Source organism: Enterobacter cloacae complex sp. HYC074_NIDB, from assembly GCF_056673345.1.
Map to the genome: position 1 here is coordinate 344,645 of NZ_CP114214.1, position 20,594 is coordinate 365,238.

The following is a 20,594-nucleotide window of genomic DNA, read 5'->3' on the forward strand; positions in this document are numbered from 1 at the left end:
GTGAAGGACATGGCTTGTCAGACGACGGATGAAGCAAGAGAAGATCGCCTCAGGGGCGATACAACAGCAGTGTGACTCTTGTTCCCTTCGCAGGTATTAACCTGATCAGGTTCCGCGGATCCCGAATTAACGGTCTCAGCCCGTGCTTTCACACTGGGCACTCCGACAAGAAAAATCCCCCTCCGCAGAGGGGCGAATGGTTGTAAATTACTCGTTAACGATTAAGAACTCAAGCAGGGCGCGCAACGTTATCGCTGGTGCTGATATTCAGGTTGTTGTCCAGCACGAGGGCGATGAGCTTGTCTTCCAGCGTGAATCGCTCTTCCAGCGCTTCGCCAAGGTCGGAAAGCGCCTGCTGAAACTCAAGATAGTTATCGTGATCGATAGCGTTCTCCAGCGCGGAATCGTAGTAGTCCATGATCCGCTGGGTGTTGGCTTCCAGCAGCGGACAGAGTTTACTGGCCGCTAAATACGGCGTTGTCCCTTCCATTTCGCGGATAATGCGTTCATAAAGGTTGAAATGGCCGTCGGAGAGGTAGTCGACAAGGCTCTGACAAAAATCATCCAGCGCTTTTTCGTTCAGCCGCATAAAGGATTCTTTGCCAGGCTTAAGACCGACCAGATTGTAATACGCCACAAGGAGATGCTTGCGCACATGTAGCCAGCGATCCACCAGGGTGTTACTTCCTCCAACGCGCTCAGTCAGGCTTTCCAGCTGGTTTAACATGGTCGACTCCATAAGGTTTAGAATGGGATCTGCTTATCCAAAATGTAACCACAATGCTAACAACATGTCAGTGAAGCGAAGGTAGTGCAATAGATATGGATCGTATTATTGAAAAATCAGATCTGGGTTGGTGGATCGTCAGTCACGAGCAAAAGTTGTGGCTGCCCGGTGGGGAGATACCCTACGGTGCGGCAGAAATCTTCGATCTCGTCGGCCAACCTGCGCTGCGGATCGGCGAGTGGCAGGGCGATCCGGTATGGTTGATCCTACAGGCTCGTCGTCAGGATATGGGATCCGTTCGTCAGGTGTTGGATCGGGATGTCGGCCTGTTCCAGCTGGCGGGGCGCGGCGTGCAGCTGGCGGAGTTTTACCGCTCGCACAAATACTGCGGCTACTGCGGCCACACCATGCACCCGAGCAAAACCGAGTGGGCAATGCTTTGCGGCCACTGCCGTGAACGCTACTACCCGCAAATCGCACCGTGCATCATTGTCGCCATCCGCCGTGATGATTCCATCCTGCTGGCGCAACATACCCGTCATCGCAACGGCATTCATACTGTCCTCGCCGGGTTCGTGGAAGTCGGCGAAACGCTGGAACAGGCGGTGGCGCGCGAGGTGATGGAGGAGAGCGGCATTAAGGTGAAAAACCTGCGCTATGTGACGTCGCAGCCGTGGCCGTTCCCGATGTCCCTGATGACCGCGTTTATGGCGGAATACGACAGCGGCGAGATTGTTATCGATCAGAAAGAGCTGCTGGAGGCGAACTGGTATCGCTACGACGATTTACCGCTGCTGCCCCCGCCGGGAACGGTGGCGCGTCGCCTGATAGAAGATACCGTGGCAATGTGTCGGGCCGAGTATGAGTAGTGTTACACTGACGGACTGACGCAATAAGGAACTGCAAAATGACCGAACTGAAGAACGATCGTTATCTGCGTGCGCTGCTGCGCCAGCCCGTTGATGTCACCCCGGTGTGGATGATGCGCCAGGCGGGACGCTATCTGCCAGAGTACAAAGCCACGCGCGCGCAGGCGGGCGATTTTATGTCGCTGTGCAAAAACGCCGAGCTGGCCTGTGAAGTGACGCTCCAGCCGCTGCGCCGCTTCCCGCTCGATGCCGCCATTCTTTTTTCGGACATTCTCACCATTCCGGATGCGATGGGCCTTGGGCTCTATTTCGAAACCGGCGAGGGCCCGCGTTTTACCTCACCGATCAAAAGCAAAGCCGACGTTGATAAGTTGCCGATCCCCGATCCGGAAGGCGAGCTGGGCTATGTGATGAACGCCGTGCGCACCATTCGCCGCGAGCTCAAAGGCGATGTGCCGCTGATTGGCTTCTCCGGTAGTCCGTGGACGCTGGCCACCTACATGGTGGAAGGCGGCAGCAGCAAAGCCTTTACCGTCATCAAAAAGATGATGTACGCCGAGCCGCTGGCCCTGCATGCGCTGCTCGACAAGCTCGCGAAGAGCGTCACGCTCTACCTCAACGCGCAGATTAAAGCAGGTGCGCAGTCGGTGATGATTTTCGACACCTGGGGCGGCGTGCTGACCGGACGTGATTATCAGCAGTTCTCCCTGTACTACATGCACAAAATTGTCGATGGCCTGCTGCGTGAAAACGAAGGCCGTCGCGTGCCGGTGACGCTGTTTACCAAAGGCGGCGGCCAGTGGCTGGAAGCGATGGCGGCCACCGGCTGCGACGCGCTGGGCCTCGACTGGACCACCGATATTGCCGATGCGCGCCGTCGCGTGGGGGACAAAGTGGCGCTTCAGGGCAACATGGACCCGTCCATGCTCTATGCACAGCCTGCCCGTATCGAAGAGGAAGTGTCGACTATACTGTCTGGTTTCGGCCAGGGTGAAGGCCACGTCTTTAACCTCGGCCACGGCATTCATCAGGATGTGCCGCCTGAACACGCAGGCGTATTTGTGGAGGCGGTGCATCGGCTTTCTGCCCAGTATCATAAGTAAGGAGTGGTTATGGATCTCGCGTCGCTACGCGCTCAGCAAATCGAACTGGCTTCATCGGTGATCCGTGAGGATCGTCTGGATACGGACCCTCCGCGGTACATTGGCGGGGCGGACGTCGGGTTTGAGCAGGGCGGTGAAGTGACGCGAGCGGCGATGGTGGTGCTGAAATACCCGTCGCTGGAGCTGGTGGAGTACAAGGTGGCGCGTATCGCCACCACCATGCCCTATATCCCCGGCTTTCTCTCCTTCCGCGAATATCCCGCGCTGCTGGCCGCTTGGGAACAACTCTCGCTAAAACCTGACCTGCTGTTTGTTGATGGGCATGGTATCTCCCATCCGCGTCGCTTAGGCGTTGCCAGCCACTTTGGTCTGCTGGTGGACGTGCCGACCATCGGCGTGGCGAAAAAACGCCTGTGCGGCGCGTTTGAGCCGCTCTCTGCCGAACCGGGCGCGCTGGCGCCGCTTATTCATAAAGGCGAGCAGCTGGCGTGGGTCTGGCGCAGTAAAGCGCGCTGCAACCCGCTGTTTATCGCAACCGGGCATCGGGTGAGCATGGACAGCGCCCTGGCGTGGGTGCAACGCTGTATGAAGGGCTACCGTTTACCGGAGCCAACCCGCTGGGCTGACGCCGTGGCCTCTTCACGTCCGGCATTCATTCGTTGGCAGGAAATTCAGCCGTGATTCAGGTAAACTGCGGCTAATTTTCGATTCGAGACATCATCATGTTACAAAACCCGATTCATCTGCGCCTTGAAAAGCTGGAAAGCTGGCAGCACGTGACGTTTATGGCTTGCCTGTGCGAGCGCATGTATCCCAACTATGCCGCGTTCTGCAAGCAGACAGCGTTTGGCGAAGGCCAGATTTATCGTCGTATCCTGGATTTAATCTGGGAGACGCTGACGGTCAAAGACGCGAAGGTGAATTTTGACTCTCAGCTCGAAAAGCTGGAAGAGGCTATTCCGGCTGCGGATGATTTCGACCTGTATGGCGTCTACCCGGCCATTGATGCCTGTGTGGCGTTGAGCGAGCTGATCCACTCCCGTCTGAGCGGTGAAACCCTGGAACACGCCATTGAAGTCAGTAAGGCATCCATTACCACCGTTGCGATGCTGGAAATGACCCAGGAAGGCCGTGAAATGACCGACGAAGAGCTGCGTGCTAACCCGGCGGTAGAACAGGAATGGGACATTCAGTGGGAGATTTTCCGCCTGCTGGCAGAGTGTGAAGAGCGTGATATTGAGCTGATCAAAGGGCTGCGCGCGGACCTGCGCGAGGCCGGCGAGAGCAATATTGGTATAATTTTTAACCAATGAGACAACAAAACGTGATTTAACGCCTGTTTTGTCGCTCCTCGACTCTTCCCTTTCGCCCCCCGTCTGGTCTACATTTGGGGGGCGAAAAAAAGTGGCTATCGGTGCGTGTATGCAGGAGAGTGCTTTTTTGGCATTTTCGTCGCACTCGATGCTTAGCAAGCGATAAACACATTGAAAGGATAACTTATGAACAAGACTCAACTGATTGATGTAATTGCGGACAAGGCTGATCTGTCTAAAGTGCAGGCTAAAGCTGCTCTGGAATCTACCCTGGCTGCTATTACTGAGTCTCTGAAAGAAGGCGATGCTGTACAACTGGTTGGTTTCGGTACCTTCAAAGTGAACCACCGCGCTGAGCGTACTGGCCGCAACCCGCAGACCGGTAAAGAAATCAAAATCGCCGCAGCTAACGTGCCGGCATTTGTTTCTGGTAAAGCACTGAAAGACGCAGTTAAGTAAGACGCGTGGCAGTGAACAGTTTTAACGAAGGGGCGGCAACGCCCCTTTTGTCATTCTGGCGTGGACCGCTCGCGCTGGCAGGCGTACTGTTGCTCTCTGCCTGTAGCCATGATTCCTCACTCCCCCCGTTTACCGCCAGCGGCTACGCTGACAACCAGGGTGCGGTCAGGATCTGGCGCAAAGATTCCAGCGATGAAGTCCATATGCTCACCGCGTTCAGCCCATGGCATAACGGCAATACCTCGACCGCAGAATACCGCTGGCAGGGCGATGCCCTGTCGCTCATTGAACTGAATATCTACAGTAAGACTCCCGAACACGTGAAGGTGCGTTTCGACGACCACGGCGAGCTGAGCTTTATGCAGCATGAGGTCAGTGGACTGAAACAGCAGCTTTCCAGCGATCAGGTCGCCCTCTACCGCTACCGTGCTGAACAACTTCGCCAGACCAGCGATGCGCTGCGTCAGGGCCGCGTGGTGCTGCGTCAGGGGCGCTGGCATGCCGACGGCACGGTGACCACCTGCGAAGGGCAGACGGTGAAGCCTGAGCTTGAATCCTGGGCAACCGAACACATTCAGCGTCGTCAGCGGCATTCATCTGTGGAGGTGAGTGTGGCATGGCTGGAAGCGCCGGAAGGCTCTCAGCTGTTGCTGGTGGCGAATGAAGATTTCTGCACCTGGCAGCCGACAGAAAAGAGTTTTTGATTTAAGTCCCCTCTCCCTTGAGGGAGAGGGTTAGGGTGAGGGGGAAATTACTCTCCCTGCTCCCGCGCAATAGCACGATAACCGATATCCTGACGGCTGAAGCTGCCGTTCCAGTGAATATCCGCCATCAGCGCATAGGCGCGTTTCTGCGCTTCTGCCACGGTCTGGCCCAGCGCGGTCGCACACAGCACGCGGCCGCCGTTGGTGAGCACGCGGTCATCGTCAGCCAGCTTCGTACCGGCGTGGAACACCTTCGCGCCGTCAATCTCTTCCAGCGGCAGGCCGTGGATCTCATCTCCAGTGTTGTAGCTACCCGGATACCCACCCGCAGCAATCACCACACCTAAAGAGGCACGCTCGTCCCACTCTGACGTTTTCTCATCCAGTTTGCCTTCGCAGGCCGCAAGGCACAGATCCACCAGGTCGGATTTCATGCGCAGCATGATCGGCTGGGTTTCCGGATCGCCAAAGCGGCAGTTGAATTCGATCACCTTCGGGTTACCCTGCTTGTCGATCATCAGGCCTGCATAAAGGAAACCGGTGTAGGTATTGCCTTCCGCCGCCATCCCTTTCACGGTTGGCCAGATGATGCGGTCCATGGTGCGCTGATGCACCTCATCGGTAACAACGGGAGCAGGAGAGTAAGCGCCCATTCCCCCAGTGTTGGGGCCGGTATCGCCATTGCCCACACGCTTGTGATCCTGGCTGGTGGCCATCGGCAGAACGTGCTCGCCATCGACCATCACGATAAAGCTCGCCTCTTCGCCGTCGAGGAACTCTTCAATCACGATGCGGTGGCCCGCATCGCCAAAGGCGTTACCTGCCAGCATATCCTGAACCGCGGCTTCGGCTTCTTCGAGGGTCATCGCGACGATCACGCCTTTACCCGCGGCCAGACCGTCGGCCTTGATAACAATCGGCGCGCCCTTCTCACGTAACCAGGCCAGAGCAGGCTCCACTTCAGTGAAATTCTGATATTCCGCCGTCGGGATGTTATGACGCGCGAGAAAATCTTTGGTGAAGGCTTTTGAGCCTTCCAGCTGTGCGGCACCCTCCGTTGGGCCAAAGATTTTCAGGCCAGCTGCGCGGAAGGCGTCTACGACGCCAATCACCAGCGGCGCTTCCGGGCCAACGATGGTCAGATCGATGTTCTCGGTCTGGGCAAAGCTCAGCAGTGCCGGGATATCGGTCACGCCGATGGCGACGTTTTGCAGCGCGGGTTCCAGCGCCGTACCGGCATTACCCGGTGCCACAAAGACGGTTTCAACCTGCGGAGACTGCGCTGCTTTCCACGCCAGGGCGTGCTCGCGCCCGCCGTTACCAATCACTAATACTTTCATTTTCTGCTCCGGGAATTAATGGCGGAAGTGGCGCATGTCGGTGAAGATCATTGCGATGCCGTGTTCGTCGGCAGCGGCAATCACTTCGTCATCACGGATTGAACCGCCAGGCTGGATCACACAGGTGATACCCACAGCAGCGGCCGCATCGATTCCGTCGCGGAACGGGAAGAAGGCATCAGAGGCCATGGCGGAGCCTTTCACTTCCAGACCTTCGTCGCCTGCTTTGATACCGGCAATTTTTGCAGAGTAAACGCGGCTCATCTGGCCTGCGCCTATCCCGATGGTCATGTTCTCTTTGGCGTAGACGATGGCGTTGGATTTCACGAACTTAGCCACTTTCCAGCAGAACAGCGCGTCACGCAGCTCCTGTTCGGTCGGCTGACGTTTGGTCACCACGCGCAGGTCGGCTTCTGTCACCATCCCCAGATCGCGGTCCTGAACCAGCAGACCGCCGTTCACGCGCTTGAAGTCCAGGCCCGGCACGCGTTCCGCCCACTGACCGCAAACCAGCACGCGCACATTCTGTTTTGCCGCAGTGATTTTCAGCGCTTCTTCTGATGCGGACGGCGCGATGATCACTTCGACAAACTGGCGGGAGATGATGGCCTGCGCGGTTTCCGCATCCAGCTCGCGGTTAAAGGCGATAATGCCGCCGAACGCGGAGGTCGGGTCGGTTTTGTAGGCGCGATCGTAGGCATCCAGAATAGAAGTGCTTACCGCAACGCCGCATGGGTTGGCGTGCTTGACGATAACGCAGGCCGGCTCGCTGAATTCTTTCACGCATTCCAGCGCGGCGTCGGTGTCGGCAATGTTGTTATAGGAAAGGGCTTTGCCCTGAACCTGCTGGGCGGTCGCAACGGAGGCTTCCTTTACCTCTTCTTCTATATAGAAGGCAGCCTGCTGGTGGCTGTTCTCACCGTAACGCATATCCTGCTTCTTAATGAAGTTCAGGTTCAGGGTGCGCGGGAAGCGGCCAGAGGGATCTTTGCTTTCACCATGGTAAGCCGGTACCAGGCTACCGAAGTAGTTGGCGATCATGCTGTCGTAGGCGGCGGTATGCTCGAAGGCTTTGATGGCGAGATCGAAACGCGTTTCAAGTGTCAGGGACCCTTCGTTGGCATCCATCTCATTAATAATGGCGTTGTAGTCGCTGCTCTTCACCACGATGGCCACATCTTTATGGTTCTTGGCTGCGGAGCGCACCATGGTCGGGCCGCCGATATCGATATTTTCAACCGCATCTTCCAGAGAGCAGCCTTCACGGGCGACGGTCTGGGCGAACGGGTAGAGGTTAACAACGACCATATCGATAGGCGCGATATCGTGCTGTTCCATAATGGCGTCGTCCTGACCGCGACGGCCAAGAATACCGCCGTGGACTTTCGGATGCAGTGTTTTGACGCGTCCATCCATCATTTCCGGGAAACCGGTGTAATCGGACACTTCGGTTACCGGCAGACCTTTCTCTGCTAACAGGCGCGCGGTGCCACCTGTAGAAAGCAGCTCCACACCGCGTGCGGAAAGTGCCTGGGCGAATTCGACGATACCGGCTTTATCAGAAACACTGAGCAGAGCGCGGCGGACTGGACGACGTTGTTGCATGGTAAATCCCCTGGATTTCACGATTACAGAGAGCGTTAGATGAATTTTCCTGTGAAAAACTCATCTAACACACCTGACGAGGCATCCTTGTAAAGCGCGAGCATTTTAACGAAAACGTTTGCGCAACGCTCGCACATTTTTACTTTTTCGTATCATTGTGGATAAGTCTGTGTGTAAAAAGGTATAAGGCGGGGTTTTGCTGTGGAATGCAGCAGTCAGTCATTTTTCTGTCATTTAGCGGTTGCGGCCTGCGGAGAACTCCCTATAATGCGCCTCCATCGACACGGCGGATGTGAATCACTTCACAAACAACCCGGTCGGTTGAAGAGAAAAAATCCTGAAAATCAGGGTTGACTCTGAAAGAGGAAAGCGTAATATACGCCACCTCGCAACGGTGAGCGAAAGCCGCGTTGCACTGCTCTTTAACAATTTATCAGACAATCTGTGTGGGCACTCAAAGTGACATGGATTCTTAACGTCCTCGGACGAAAAATGAATACCAAGTCTCAACGAGTGAACACGTAATTCATTACGAAGTTTAATTCATTGAGCATCAAACTTTTAAATTGAAGAGTTTGATCATGGCTCAGATTGAACGCTGGCGGCAGGCCTAACACATGCAAGTCGAACGGTAACAGGAAGCAGCTTGCTGCTTTGCTGACGAGTGGCGGACGGGTGAGTAATGTCTGGGAAACTGCCTGATGGAGGGGGATAACTACTGGAAACGGTAGCTAATACCGCATAACGTCGCAAGACCAAAGAGGGGGACCTTCGGGCCTCTTGCCATCGGATGTGCCCAGATGGGATTAGCTAGTAGGTGGGGTAACGGCTCACCTAGGCGACGATCCCTAGCTGGTCTGAGAGGATGACCAGCCACACTGGAACTGAGACACGGTCCAGACTCCTACGGGAGGCAGCAGTGGGGAATATTGCACAATGGGCGCAAGCCTGATGCAGCCATGCCGCGTGTATGAAGAAGGCCTTCGGGTTGTAAAGTACTTTCAGCGGGGAGGAAGGTGTTGAGGTTAATAACCTCAGCAATTGACGTTACCCGCAGAAGAAGCACCGGCTAACTCCGTGCCAGCAGCCGCGGTAATACGGAGGGTGCAAGCGTTAATCGGAATTACTGGGCGTAAAGCGCACGCAGGCGGTCTGTCAAGTCGGATGTGAAATCCCCGGGCTCAACCTGGGAACTGCATTCGAAACTGGCAGGCTAGAGTCTTGTAGAGGGGGGTAGAATTCCAGGTGTAGCGGTGAAATGCGTAGAGATCTGGAGGAATACCGGTGGCGAAGGCGGCCCCCTGGACAAAGACTGACGCTCAGGTGCGAAAGCGTGGGGAGCAAACAGGATTAGATACCCTGGTAGTCCACGCCGTAAACGATGTCGACTTGGAGGTTGTGCCCTTGAGGCGTGGCTTCCGGAGCTAACGCGTTAAGTCGACCGCCTGGGGAGTACGGCCGCAAGGTTAAAACTCAAATGAATTGACGGGGGCCCGCACAAGCGGTGGAGCATGTGGTTTAATTCGATGCAACGCGAAGAACCTTACCTACTCTTGACATCCAGAGAACTTTCCAGAGATGGATTGGTGCCTTCGGGAACTCTGAGACAGGTGCTGCATGGCTGTCGTCAGCTCGTGTTGTGAAATGTTGGGTTAAGTCCCGCAACGAGCGCAACCCTTATCCTTTGTTGCCAGCGGTCCGGCCGGGAACTCAAAGGAGACTGCCAGTGATAAACTGGAGGAAGGTGGGGATGACGTCAAGTCATCATGGCCCTTACGAGTAGGGCTACACACGTGCTACAATGGCGCATACAAAGAGAAGCGACCTCGCGAGAGCAAGCGGACCTCATAAAGTGCGTCGTAGTCCGGATTGGAGTCTGCAACTCGACTCCATGAAGTCGGAATCGCTAGTAATCGTGGATCAGAATGCCACGGTGAATACGTTCCCGGGCCTTGTACACACCGCCCGTCACACCATGGGAGTGGGTTGCAAAAGAAGTAGGTAGCTTAACCTTCGGGAGGGCGCTTACCACTTTGTGATTCATGACTGGGGTGAAGTCGTAACAAGGTAACCGTAGGGGAACCTGCGGTTGGATCACCTCCTTACCTTAAAGAACCTGCCTTTGTAGTGCTCACACAGATTGTCTGATGAATGATGAACTTCTGAATGTACTTTTTGAGTGCATTAAGAAGTTTTGCTCTTTAAAAATCTGGATCAAGCTGAAAATTGAAACGACACACAGCTCATGTGTGTTCGAGTCTCTCAAATTTTCGCAATCAGAAGTGAAACATCTTCGGGTTGTGAGGTTAAGCGACTAAGCGTACACGGTGGATGCCCTGGCAGTCAGAGGCGATGAAGGACGTGCTAATCTGCGAAAAGCGCCGGCGAGGTGATATGAACCTTTGACCCGGCGATGTCCGAATGGGGAAACCCAGTGTGTTCCGACACACTATCGTTAACTGAATACATAGGTTAACGAGGCGAACCGGGGGAACTGAAACATCTAAGTACCCCGAGGAAAAGAAATCAACCGAGATTCCCCCAGTAGCGGCGAGCGAACGGGGAGCAGCCCGGAGTCTGAATCAGCTTGTGTGTTAGTGGAACGGTCTGGAAAGTCCGACGGTACAGGGTGATAGTCCCGTACACGAAAACACACTTGCTGTGAACTCGAAGAGTAGGGCGGGACACGTGGTATCCTGTCTGAATATGGGGGGACCATCCTCCAAGGCTAAATACTCCTGACTGACCGATAGTGAACCAGTACCGTGAGGGAAAGGCGAAAAGAACCCCGGCGAGGGGAGTGAAAAAGAACCTGAAACCGTGTACGTACAAGCAGTGGGAGCCTCTTTATGGGGTGACTGCGTACCTTTTGTATAATGGGTCAGCGACTTATATTCTGTAGCAAGGTTAACCGTATAGGGGAGCCGAAGGGAAACCGAGTCTTAACTGGGCGTTAAGTTGCAGGGTATAGACCCGAAACCCGGTGATCTAGCCATGGGCAGGTTGAAGGTTGGGTAACACTAACTGGAGGACCGAACCGACTAATGTTGAAAAATTAGCGGATGACCTGTGGCTGGGGGTGAAAGGCCAATCAAACCGGGAGATAGCTGGTTCTCCCCGAAAGCTATTTAGGTAGCGCCTCGTGAACTCATCTTCGGGGGTAGAGCACTGTTTCGGCTAGGGGGCCATCCCGGCTTACCAACCCGATGCAAACTACGAATACCGAAGAATGTTATCACGGGAGACACACGGCGGGTGCTAACGTCCGTCGTGAAGAGGGAAACAACCCAGACCGCCAGCTAAGGTCCCAAAGTCATGGTTAAGTGGGAAACGATGTGGGAAGGCACAGACAGCCAGGATGTTGGCTTAGAAGCAGCCATCATTTAAAGAAAGCGTAATAGCTCACTGGTCGAGTCGGCCTGCGCGGAAGATGTAACGGGGCTAAACCATGCACCGAAGCTGCGGCAGCGACACTATGTGTTGTTGGGTAGGGGAGCGTTCTGTAAGCCGTTGAAGGTGTGCTGTGAGGCATGCTGGAGGTATCAGAAGTGCGAATGCTGACATAAGTAACGATAAAGCGGGTGAAAAGCCCGCTCGCCGGAAGACCAAGGGTTCCTGTCCAACGTTAATCGGGGCAGGGTGAGTCGACCCCTAAGGCGAGGCCGAAAGGCGTAGTCGATGGGAAACAGGTTAATATTCCTGTACTTGGTGTTACTGCGAAGGGGGGACGGAGAAGGCTATGTCAGCCGGGCGACGGTTGTCCCGGTTTAAGCATGTAGGCGGAGGTTCCAGGTAAATCCGGTACCTTATTAACGCTGAGGTGTGATGACGAGGCACTACGGTGCTGAAGTGATAAATGCCCTGCTTCCAGGAAAAGCCTCTAAGCATCAGGTAACACGAAATCGTACCCCAAACCGACACAGGTGGTCAGGTAGAGAATACCAAGGCGCTTGAGAGAACTCGGGTGAAGGAACTAGGCAAAATGGTGCCGTAACTTCGGGAGAAGGCACGCTGATAGGTAGGTGAAGCCCCTGCGGGCGGAGCTGAAATCAGTCGAAGATACCAGCTGGCTGCAACTGTTTATTAAAAACACAGCACTGTGCAAACACGAAAGTGGACGTATACGGTGTGACGCCTGCCCGGTGCCGGAAGGTTAATTGATGGGGTTAGCGGCAACGCGAAGCTCTTGATCGAAGCCCCGGTAAACGGCGGCCGTAACTATAACGGTCCTAAGGTAGCGAAATTCCTTGTCGGGTAAGTTCCGACCTGCACGAATGGCGTAATGATGGCCAGGCTGTCTCCACCCGAGACTCAGTGAAATTGAACTCGCTGTGAAGATGCAGTGTACCCGCGGCAAGACGGAAAGACCCCGTGAACCTTTACTATAGCTTGACACTGAACACTGGTCCTTGATGTGTAGGATAGGTGGGAGGCTTTGAAGCGTGGACGCCAGTCTGCGTGGAGCCATCCTTGAAATACCACCCTTTAATGGCTGGTGTTCTAACGTAGACCCGTGATCCGGGTTGCGGACAGTGTCTGGTGGGTAGTTTGACTGGGGCGGTCTCCTCCCAAAGAGTAACGGAGGAGCACGAAGGTTGGCTAATCCTGGTCGGACATCAGGAGGTTAGTGCAATGGCATAAGCCAGCTTGACTGCGAGCGTGACGGCGCGAGCAGGTGCGAAAGCAGGTCATAGTGATCCGGTGGTTCTGAATGGAAGGGCCATCGCTCAACGGATAAAAGGTACTCCGGGGATAACAGGCTGATACCGCCCAAGAGTTCATATCGACGGCGGTGTTTGGCACCTCGATGTCGGCTCATCACATCCTGGGGCTGAAGTAGGTCCCAAGGGTATGGCTGTTCGCCATTTAAAGTGGTACGCGAGCTGGGTTTAGAACGTCGTGAGACAGTTCGGTCCCTATCTGCCGTGGGCGCTGGAGAATTGAGGGGGGCTGCTCCTAGTACGAGAGGACCGGAGTGGACGCATCACTGGTGTTCGGGTTGTCATGCCAATGGCACTGCCCGGTAGCTAAATGCGGAAGAGATAAGTGCTGAAAGCATCTAAGCACGAAACTTGCCCCGAGATGAGTTCTCCCTGAGACTTTAAGTCTCCTGAAGGAACGTTGAAGACGACGACGTTGATAGGTCGGGTGTGTAAGCGCAGCGATGCGTTGAGCTAACCGATACTAATGAACCGTGAGGCTTAACCTTACAACGCCGAAGGTGTTTTGGCGAAGAGACAGACACGATTTTCAGCCTGATACAGATTAAACAGAATTTGCCTGGCGGCTTTAGCGCGGTGGTCCCACCTGACCCCATGCCGAACTCAGAAGTGAAACGCCGTAGCGCCGATGGTAGTGTGGGGTCTCCCCATGTGAGAGTAGGGAACTGCCAGGCATCAAACAAGAAGAACCCCGTACCGTAAGGTGCGGGGTTTTTTGCTTTTGTTTTTCTCCCTCTCCCTGTGGGAGAGGGCCGGGGTGAGGGCACCAAACCGCACCATCCCCTCCTTGAAACTTTCTCACCTTACGCTTGCAGGCTCGACATTAACCCCGTTTCTGGGTATCGTTAGCTGTCTGGATGTCTAAACGTTTATACGTATGCTGTGAGGATTTAAGGTTATGCCGATTCGGGTGCAGGACGAGCTACCAGCCGTCAATTTCTTGCGTGAAGAGAATGTCTTCGTAATGACAACTTCGCGTGCTTCTGGTCAGGAAATTCGCCCGCTGAAGGTGCTGATCCTTAATTTGATGCCAAAGAAGATCGAAACAGAGAACCAGTTCTTGCGTTTGCTCTCCAACTCTCCGCTTCAGGTTGATATCCAGTTGCTGCGCATTGACGCGCGTGAGTCACGCAACACGCCTGCTGAGCATCTGAATAACTTCTACTGTAATTTTGAAGATATTCGCGATGAGAACTTCGATGGATTGATCGTCACCGGCGCACCGCTGGGTCTGGTGGAATTTAATGACGTTGCCTACTGGCCACAGATCAGGCAGGTGCTGGAGTGGGCAAAAGATCACGTCACGTCCACCTTGTTTGTCTGTTGGGCGGTACAGGCCGCATTGAATATCCTGTATGGTATTCCCAAGCAAACCCGCAGCGACAAACTTTCTGGCGTATACGAACACCACATCCTTCACCCGCATGCGCTGCTGACGCGTGGTTTCGATGACACTTTCCTGGCCCCGCATTCTCGCTACGCCGATTTTCCGGCACAGCTGATCCGAGATTACACCGACCTGGAAATCCTGGCCGAAACGGAAGACGGCGATGCCTACCTGTTCGCCAGTAAAGACAAACGCATCGCGTTCGTTACCGGCCATCCTGAGTACGATCCGCATACCCTCGCGGCAGAGTATTTTCGTGACGTTGAAGCGGGTCTGAATCCGGATGTCCCGTACAACTATTTCCCGAAAAACGATCCACAAAACACGCCTCGGGCAACCTGGCGTAGTCATGGAAATTTGCTGTTTACCAACTGGCTCAACTATTACGTCTACCAGATTACGCCGTACGATCTTCGCCACATGAATCCGACGCTGGAGTAATCGTCTGCATTAAACGATCCTAAAGCGTTTCAGCTATTCAGATCAGGCACCTTCGGGTGCCTTTTTTATTTCCGAAATCCTGTTCAACATACCAGGAAACTTTAACTCTATAGTAATCATGAAGTTGCGTTGCAATTAAAATTAAAATGGAAATTGTTTATGATTTTGGAAAAATTATAGATAGACTTAATTCTGCTGAGCGAAAACTACACAACGATCTTTCGCTCGCGTCGGGGGCGTGATTTGGATCTTTGATGAGGAGCAGAACGATGACTCAACAGGCAACAACGGTCGATGAACTGACCTTTACCCAGCCGAATGGTGAGCAAGAACAGCAAGTTTTGACGGCAGAAGCGGTAGAGTTTCTGACTGAACTGGTGACTCGCTTTACGCCACAGCGTAATAAACTGCTGGCGGCGCGCATTCACCAACAGCAGGGGATCGATAACGGCAAGTTGCCAGGATTTATTTCGGAAACTGCTTCCATTCGTCATGGTGATTGGAAAATCCGCGGAATCCCTGAAGATTTACAGGATCGTCGTGTGGAGATCACCGGCCCGGTAGAGCGCAAAATGGTGATCAACGCCATGAATGCCAACGTCAAAGTCTTTATGGCCGATTTTGAAGACTCGCTGGCACCGGACTGGCAGAAAGTTATCGACGGGCAGATCAACCTGCGCGACGCCGTCAATGGCACCATCAGCTATACCAACGAAGCCGGTAAAATTTACCAGCTCAAACCGAATCCGGCGGTGCTGATCTGTCGCGTACGCGGTCTGCATTTGCCAGAAAAGCACGTCACCTGGCGCGGAGAAGCGATTCCGGGCAGCCTGTTCGACTTTGCGCTGTACTTCTTCCACAACCATAAAAACCTGCTGGCGAAAGGCAGCGGCCCCTATTTCTATCTGCCGAAAACCCAGTCCTGGCAGGAAGCGGCGTGGTGGAGTGAAGTTTTCAGCTACGCAGAAGACCGCTTCAGCCTGCCGCGCGGCACCATTAAGGCCACGCTGCTGATTGAAACCCTGCCTGCCGTATTCCAGATGCATGAGATCCTCCATGCGCTGCGTGACCATATTGTGGGCCTGAACTGCGGCCGCTGGGATTACATCTTCAGCTACATCAAAACGCTGAAAAACCATGCCGACCGGGTATTGCCGGATCGTCAGGTTGTGACTATGGATAAACCGTTCCTCAGCGCCTACTCGCGCCTGCTGATTAAGACCTGTCACAAACGCGGCGCCTTTGCGATGGGTGGCATGGCGGCCTTTATCCCGAGCAAAGATGCTGAGCGTAACAACAATGTGCTCAACAAGGTGAAAGCCGATAAAGAGCTGGAAGCCCGTAATGGCCACGACGGGACGTGGATTGCCCATCCCGGTCTGGCCGATACGGCGATGGAAGTCTTTAACCGCGTACTCGGCGACAACAAAAACCAGCTGTTTGTCACCCGTGAAGATGATGCGCCCATCGCAGAAGAACAGTTGCTCGCGCCGTGTGCGGGCGAGCGTACGGAAGAGGGCATGCGCGCCAATATTCGCGTCGCCGTGCAGTACATCGAGGCATGGATCTCCGGCAACGGCTGCGTGCCGATTTACGGCCTGATGGAAGATGCCGCCACGGCGGAAATTTCACGTACCTCCATCTGGCAGTGGATCCACCATCAAAAAACGCTCAGCAACGGCAAACCGGTAACCAAAGCCCTGTTCCGTCAGATGCTGGCCGAAGAGATGCGGGTCATCCAGGACGAACTGGGCGAGCACCGCTTCAGCAGTGGGCGTTTTGACGATGCTGCACGTCTGATGGAGCAAATCACCACCTCTGATGACTTAATCGACTTCCTGACCCTGCCGGGCTACCGCTTCCTGGCGTAATTCACCACATAACAATATGGAGCATCTGCACATGAAAACCCGTACCCAACAGATCGAAGAGTTACAAAAAGAGTGGACCCAACCGCGCTGGGAAGGCATTCGCCGCCCGTACAGCGCAGAGGAAGTGGTGAAGTTACGTGGCTCGGTTAACCCGGAATGTACGCTGGCGCAGAACGGCGCGGCAAAAATGTGGGATCTGCTGCACGGGGGAGCTAAAAAAGGCTATATCAACAGCCTCGGCGCACTGACTGGCGGTCAGGCATTGCAGCAGGCGAAGGCCGGCATTGAAGCTATCTATCTTTCCGGCTGGCAGGTCGCGGCGGATGCTAACCTTGCCTCCAGCATGTATCCGGATCAATCTCTTTATCCGGCGAACTCGGTGCCGTCAGTGGTGGATCGGATCAACAATACCTTCCGCCGTGCGGATCAGATCCAGTGGGCCGCGGGTATCGAACCCCACGATCCGCGTTTTATAGACTATTTCCTGCCGATCGTCGCCGATGCGGAAGCCGGTTTCGGCGGCGTGCTGAACGCCTTTGAGCTGATGAAATCCATGATTGAGGCCGGTGCAGCGGCCGTTCACTTTGAAGATCAACTGGCGTCGGTCAAGAAGTGCGGGCATATGGGCGGTAAAGTGCTGGTACCAACCCAGGAAGCGATCCAAAAGCTGGTTGCCGCGCGTCTGGCTGCTGACGTGCTCGGCGTGCCGACGCTGGTGATTGCCCGTACCGATGCTGATGCGGCGGACCTGATCACCTCTGACTGCGATCCGTACGACAGCGAATTTATTACCGGCGAGCGCACCAGCGAGGGGTTCTATCGCACGCATGCCGGTATCGAACAGGCCATCAGCCGCGGTCTGGCCTATGCCCCTTACGCTGACCTGGTCTGGTGTGAAACCTCCACGCCGGATCTGGCGCTGGCGAAGCGTTTTGCCGATGCGATTCATGCGAAGTATCCGGGCAAGCTGCTGGCCTATAACTGTTCGCCGTCCTTCAACTGGCAAAAGAATCTGGACGATACCACCATCGCCAGCTTCCAGCAGCAGCTGTCGGATATGGGCTACAAGTACCAGTTCATCACCCTGGCGGGTATCCACAGCATGTGGTTCAACATGTTCGACCTGGCGCACGCCTACGCGCAGGGCGAAGGCATGAAGCACTATGTTGAGAAGGTGCAGCAGCCAGAATTTGCGGCAGGCAAAGAGGGATATACCTTCGTTTCGCACCAGCAGGAAGTGGGAACCGGCTACTTCGATAATGTGACCACGATTATTCAGGGCGGGGCCTCCTCCGTCACGGCATTAACGGGCTCAACGGAAGAAGCACAGTTCTAATCTTTTCCCCCTCTCCCCCCTCGGGGAGAGGGTTGGGGTGAGGGGGAATATATGTCGCGTGGTCTGGAATTACTGATTGCCCAAACTATTTTGCAGGGCTTCGATGCCCAGTATGGCCGCTTTCTGGAAGTCACCTCCGGCGCGCAACAGCGTTTTGAGCACGCCGACTGGCATGCGGTTCAGCAGGCCATGAAGCAGCGTATCCATCTTTATGATCACCATGTAGGTCTGGTGGTGGAGCAACTGCGCTGTATCACCGACGGTAAAAGCCCGGATGCGGATTTTTTACTGCGCGTGAAAGAGCATTACACCCATCTGTTACCCGACTACCCGCGCTTCGAGATTGCGGAGAGCTTTTTCAACTCCGTCTATTGCCGGTTATTTGACCACCGCTCATTATCTCCTGAGCGGTTATTTATCTTCAGCTCCCAGCCGGAGCGCCGCTTCCGTACCATTCCGCGTCCGCTGGCGAAAGATTTCTTTCCCGATCGCGGCTGGGAAAAGCTCCTGCACCGCGTCTTAACGGATTTGCCGCTGCGCCTGCCGTGGGAGAATAAACTCCGGGATATCGGCTATATCCATGCGTATCTCAATGAAACCTTCGGCGAGGAGGTGCTCAGCCGCAGCCATTTGCAGGTTGCCAACGAGCTTTTCTACCGGAATAAGGCCGCCTGGCTGGTGGGCAAACTGGTTACGCCGACAGCCATCGTGCCGTTTCTGCTGCCCATTCACCGTACCGACGACGGCCAACTGTTTGTCGATACCTGCCTGACTACCAGCGCTGAGGCCAGTATCGTATTTGGCTTCGCCCGTTCCTATTTCATGGTCTATGCCCCACTGCCTGCCGCCCTGGTGGAGTGGCTGCGCGAGATCCTGCCGGGCAAAACCACCGCCGAGCTGTACATGGCGATTGGCTGTCAGAAGCATGCCAAAACGGAAAGTTATCGGGAATACCTGCGTTATGTCACCACGGCTGATGAGCAGTTTATCGAAGCGCCGGGGATCCGCGGCATGGTGATGCTGGTTTTCACACTGCCGGGCTTCGACCGCGTGTTTAAGGTGATTAAGGATAAATTCGCCCCGCAGAAGGAGATGAGCGCCGCGCACGTTCGCGCCTGCTATCAGCTGGTTAAAGAGCACGATCGTGTCGGGCGAATGGCCGATACCCAGGAGTTTGAAAACTTTGTGCTGGATAAGCAGCAGATCGATCCGTCGCTGATGTCGCTGCTAATGCAGGAAGCGCCGACGAAAATTACCGATCTTGGCGATAAGATTGCGATTAGCCATCTCTATATCGAACGCCGGATGGTGCCGCTAAATATCTGGCTGGAGCAGTCCGAAGGCCAGGCTTTACGAGACGCCATTGAAGAGTACGGCAATGCGATTCGCCAGCTTGCCGCCGCCAATATCTTCCCGGGCGATATGCTGTTTAAAAACTTCGGCGTCACCCGTCACGGGCGGGTGGTGTTCTACGATTACGACGAAATTTGCTACATGACCGAGGTGAACTTCCGCGATATCCCACCGCCCCGCTACCCGGAAGATGAGCTTTCCAGCGAGCCGTGGTACAGCGTTTCGCCGGGCGATGTGTTTCCCGAAGAGTTTCGACACTGGCTGTGCGCCGATCCGCGCATCGGGCCGCTATTCGAAGAGATGCATGCTGATCTGTTCCGCGCCAGCTACTGGCGGGGACTGCAAACGCGGATCAAAAACGGGCACGTGGAAGATGTGTACGCTTACCGCCGTAAGCAGCGGTTTTGCATCCGGTTTTCAGAGGGCATCATGTAGGCCGGGTAAGGCGAAGCCGCCACCCGGCAATGCATGCTTAACGAATCCCACCGTACGCCAGCGTCACCTCTTTCGCCGCCTTAATCACCATCGCGCCCAGCTCGGTGACCCGATCGTCGGTCATACGTGAAATCGGCCCGGAGATAGAGATGGCGGCAAACGGCTCGCGGTGCTCGTCAAAAATGCAGGCTGCGATACAGCGCAGGCCGAGGGCGTGCTCCTCGTCGTCAAACGAATAGCCGCGCTTGCGGGTCAGGGCCAAATCTTCTTTCAGATGCACCGGCGAAACCAGCGTGGCGTGGGTATAGGCATGCAGTCCTTTACGGTGCAGCAGCCCCGTCACCTGCTCCTCGGTCAGCTGCGAGAGGAACGCTTTACCCGCCCCTGAGGCATGCATCGGCAGCTTGCCGCCAATCGGCGCGGACATGCGCATCAGCTGCGTACACTGCACCTGGTCGATAATAATCGCCTGGTGATCGCTCTGATCCAGTACGGCCAGGTTTACCGTCTCGCCGGACTCCTCCATCAGCTTGCGCAGAATCGGGTGGACAATCGCCAGCAGGTTGCGGCTTTGCAGGAAGCTGCTGCCCACGATAAACGCATGCGCGCCCACCGCCCAGTGCCCCAGCTCGCCTACCTGGCGGACAAAGCCCAGCTGCTGCATGGTGGTCAGCAGGCGGTGCGTCGTGGAGTTCGGCAGGCCAGCCTGCTGGGCCAGCTCCGTCAGGGCCACGCTGCTGTGCGACTCGGCTATCCACTCCAGCAGCTTCAGACCGCGCGTGAGCGATTGAACCTGTCCACCCTGTTGTGCGGCAGCGGTGGTGGCAGCAGGTTTTCTGCCGCGTTTAGCGGGAACGGTCGCGACCATGACGATCTCCTTTTTCTGTATCGTGGAAATCATTTTCGTTTTATTTGGTGAATTTGCAACCG

Annotated in this window: 14 protein-coding genes, 3 rRNA genes and 1 riboswitch; of the genes, 13 read left to right on the forward strand and 4 right to left on the reverse strand. The window is 55.2% G+C overall.

Annotated features, from left to right (window positions below; all coding sequences use genetic code 11):
• Nucleotides 1–65: 65 nt before the first annotated feature.
• A riboswitch (TPP riboswitch) is annotated at nucleotides 66–175 on the reverse strand.
• Nucleotides 176–229: 54 nt separating this feature from the next.
• Nucleotides 230–727 carry an Rsd/AlgQ family anti-sigma factor gene (locus tag O1724_RS01710; protein WP_022650207.1) on the reverse strand — a complete coding sequence of 166 codons (498 nt, stop codon included), beginning with the start codon at nucleotides 725–727 and terminating at the stop codon, nucleotides 230–232.
• 95 nt (nucleotides 728–822) lie between these two features.
• Here O1724_RS01710 and nudC point away from each other — a divergent pair, with 95 nt between their 5' ends.
• From nudC to O1724_RS01740, 6 genes are all read left to right on the forward strand, one after another.
• Nucleotides 823–1,596: an NAD(+) diphosphatase gene (nudC, locus tag O1724_RS01715; RefSeq protein WP_023315207.1), complete on the forward strand. Its 774-nt coding sequence runs from the start codon at nucleotides 823–825 to the stop codon at nucleotides 1,594–1,596.
• Nucleotides 1,597–1,634: 38 nt separating this feature from the next.
• Nucleotides 1,635–2,699, forward strand: a complete 1,065-nt coding sequence (gene hemE, locus O1724_RS01720) for a uroporphyrinogen decarboxylase (RefSeq protein ID WP_022650209.1) — start codon at nucleotides 1,635–1,637, stop codon at nucleotides 2,697–2,699.
• A 9-nt stretch (nucleotides 2,700–2,708) separates the two neighbouring features.
• Entirely contained in the window at nucleotides 2,709–3,380 is a 672-nt protein-coding gene (gene nfi / locus O1724_RS01725) for a deoxyribonuclease V (RefSeq protein WP_045337489.1), read from the forward strand.
• 41 nt (nucleotides 3,381–3,421) lie between these two features.
• Nucleotides 3,422–4,012, forward strand: coding sequence for a YjaG family protein (locus O1724_RS01730; RefSeq protein WP_003862310.1), 591 nt, complete (start codon nucleotides 3,422–3,424; stop codon nucleotides 4,010–4,012).
• Nucleotides 4,013–4,198: 186 nt separating this feature from the next.
• Entirely contained in the window at nucleotides 4,199–4,471 is a 273-nt protein-coding gene (gene hupA / locus O1724_RS01735; protein ID WP_002445246.1) for a nucleoid-associated protein HU-alpha, read from the forward strand.
• 11 nt (nucleotides 4,472–4,482) lie between these two features.
• A complete protein-coding gene (locus tag O1724_RS01740) occupies nucleotides 4,483–5,175 on the forward strand; it encodes a DUF1481 domain-containing protein (protein ID WP_022646713.1) in 693 nt (230 codons plus the stop codon).
• 47 nt (nucleotides 5,176–5,222) lie between these two features.
• Here the strand turns inward: O1724_RS01740 and purD are convergent, their stop codons facing one another.
• Both purD and purH read right to left on the reverse strand, forming a co-directional pair.
• Complete coding sequence (gene purD / locus O1724_RS01745) at nucleotides 5,223–6,515, reverse strand: phosphoribosylamine--glycine ligase (protein ID WP_022650211.1); 1,293 nt, start codon at nucleotides 6,513–6,515, stop codon at nucleotides 5,223–5,225.
• Between the two features lie 15 nt (nucleotides 6,516–6,530).
• Complete coding sequence (purH, locus tag O1724_RS01750) at nucleotides 6,531–8,120, reverse strand: bifunctional phosphoribosylaminoimidazolecarboxamide formyltransferase/IMP cyclohydrolase (protein ID WP_045347373.1); 1,590 nt, start codon at nucleotides 8,118–8,120, stop codon at nucleotides 6,531–6,533.
• A gap of 563 nt (nucleotides 8,121–8,683) precedes the next feature.
• Between purH and O1724_RS01755 the strand changes: the two genes are divergently transcribed.
• The 7 genes from O1724_RS01755 to aceK all read left to right on the forward strand — a co-directional run bounded on the left by O1724_RS01755 (nucleotide 8,684) and on the right by aceK (nucleotide 19,664).
• A 16S ribosomal RNA gene (locus O1724_RS01755) occupies nucleotides 8,684–10,225 on the forward strand.
• A 199-nt stretch (nucleotides 10,226–10,424) separates the two neighbouring features.
• Nucleotides 10,425–13,329 (forward strand): 23S ribosomal RNA (locus tag O1724_RS01760).
• A 70-nt stretch (nucleotides 13,330–13,399) separates the two neighbouring features.
• Nucleotides 13,400–13,515, forward strand: a 5S ribosomal RNA gene (gene rrf / locus O1724_RS01765).
• The 16S, 23S and 5S rRNA genes sit together here, the layout of an rRNA operon.
• A gap of 224 nt (nucleotides 13,516–13,739) precedes the next feature.
• Nucleotides 13,740–14,669, forward strand: a complete 930-nt coding sequence (gene metA, locus O1724_RS01770; protein WP_003860360.1) for a homoserine O-acetyltransferase MetA — start codon at nucleotides 13,740–13,742, stop codon at nucleotides 14,667–14,669.
• 269 nt (nucleotides 14,670–14,938) lie between these two features.
• Entirely contained in the window at nucleotides 14,939–16,540 is a 1,602-nt protein-coding gene (gene aceB / locus O1724_RS01775; protein ID WP_061856773.1) for a malate synthase A, read from the forward strand.
• Between the two features lie 31 nt (nucleotides 16,541–16,571).
• Nucleotides 16,572–17,876: an isocitrate lyase gene (gene aceA, locus O1724_RS01780; RefSeq protein WP_003860356.1), complete on the forward strand. Its 1,305-nt coding sequence runs from the start codon at nucleotides 16,572–16,574 to the stop codon at nucleotides 17,874–17,876.
• Between the two features lie 51 nt (nucleotides 17,877–17,927).
• Nucleotides 17,928–19,664 carry a bifunctional isocitrate dehydrogenase kinase/phosphatase gene (gene aceK / locus O1724_RS01785; RefSeq protein ID WP_061856772.1) on the forward strand — a complete coding sequence of 579 codons (1,737 nt, stop codon included), beginning with the start codon at nucleotides 17,928–17,930 and terminating at the stop codon, nucleotides 19,662–19,664.
• A 37-nt stretch (nucleotides 19,665–19,701) separates the two neighbouring features.
• Here aceK and iclR read toward each other — a convergent pair whose 3' ends face one another.
• Nucleotides 19,702–20,532, reverse strand: coding sequence for a glyoxylate bypass operon transcriptional repressor IclR (gene iclR, locus O1724_RS01790; protein WP_073970488.1), 831 nt, complete (start codon nucleotides 20,530–20,532; stop codon nucleotides 19,702–19,704).
• Nucleotides 20,533–20,594 lie beyond the last annotated feature (62 nt).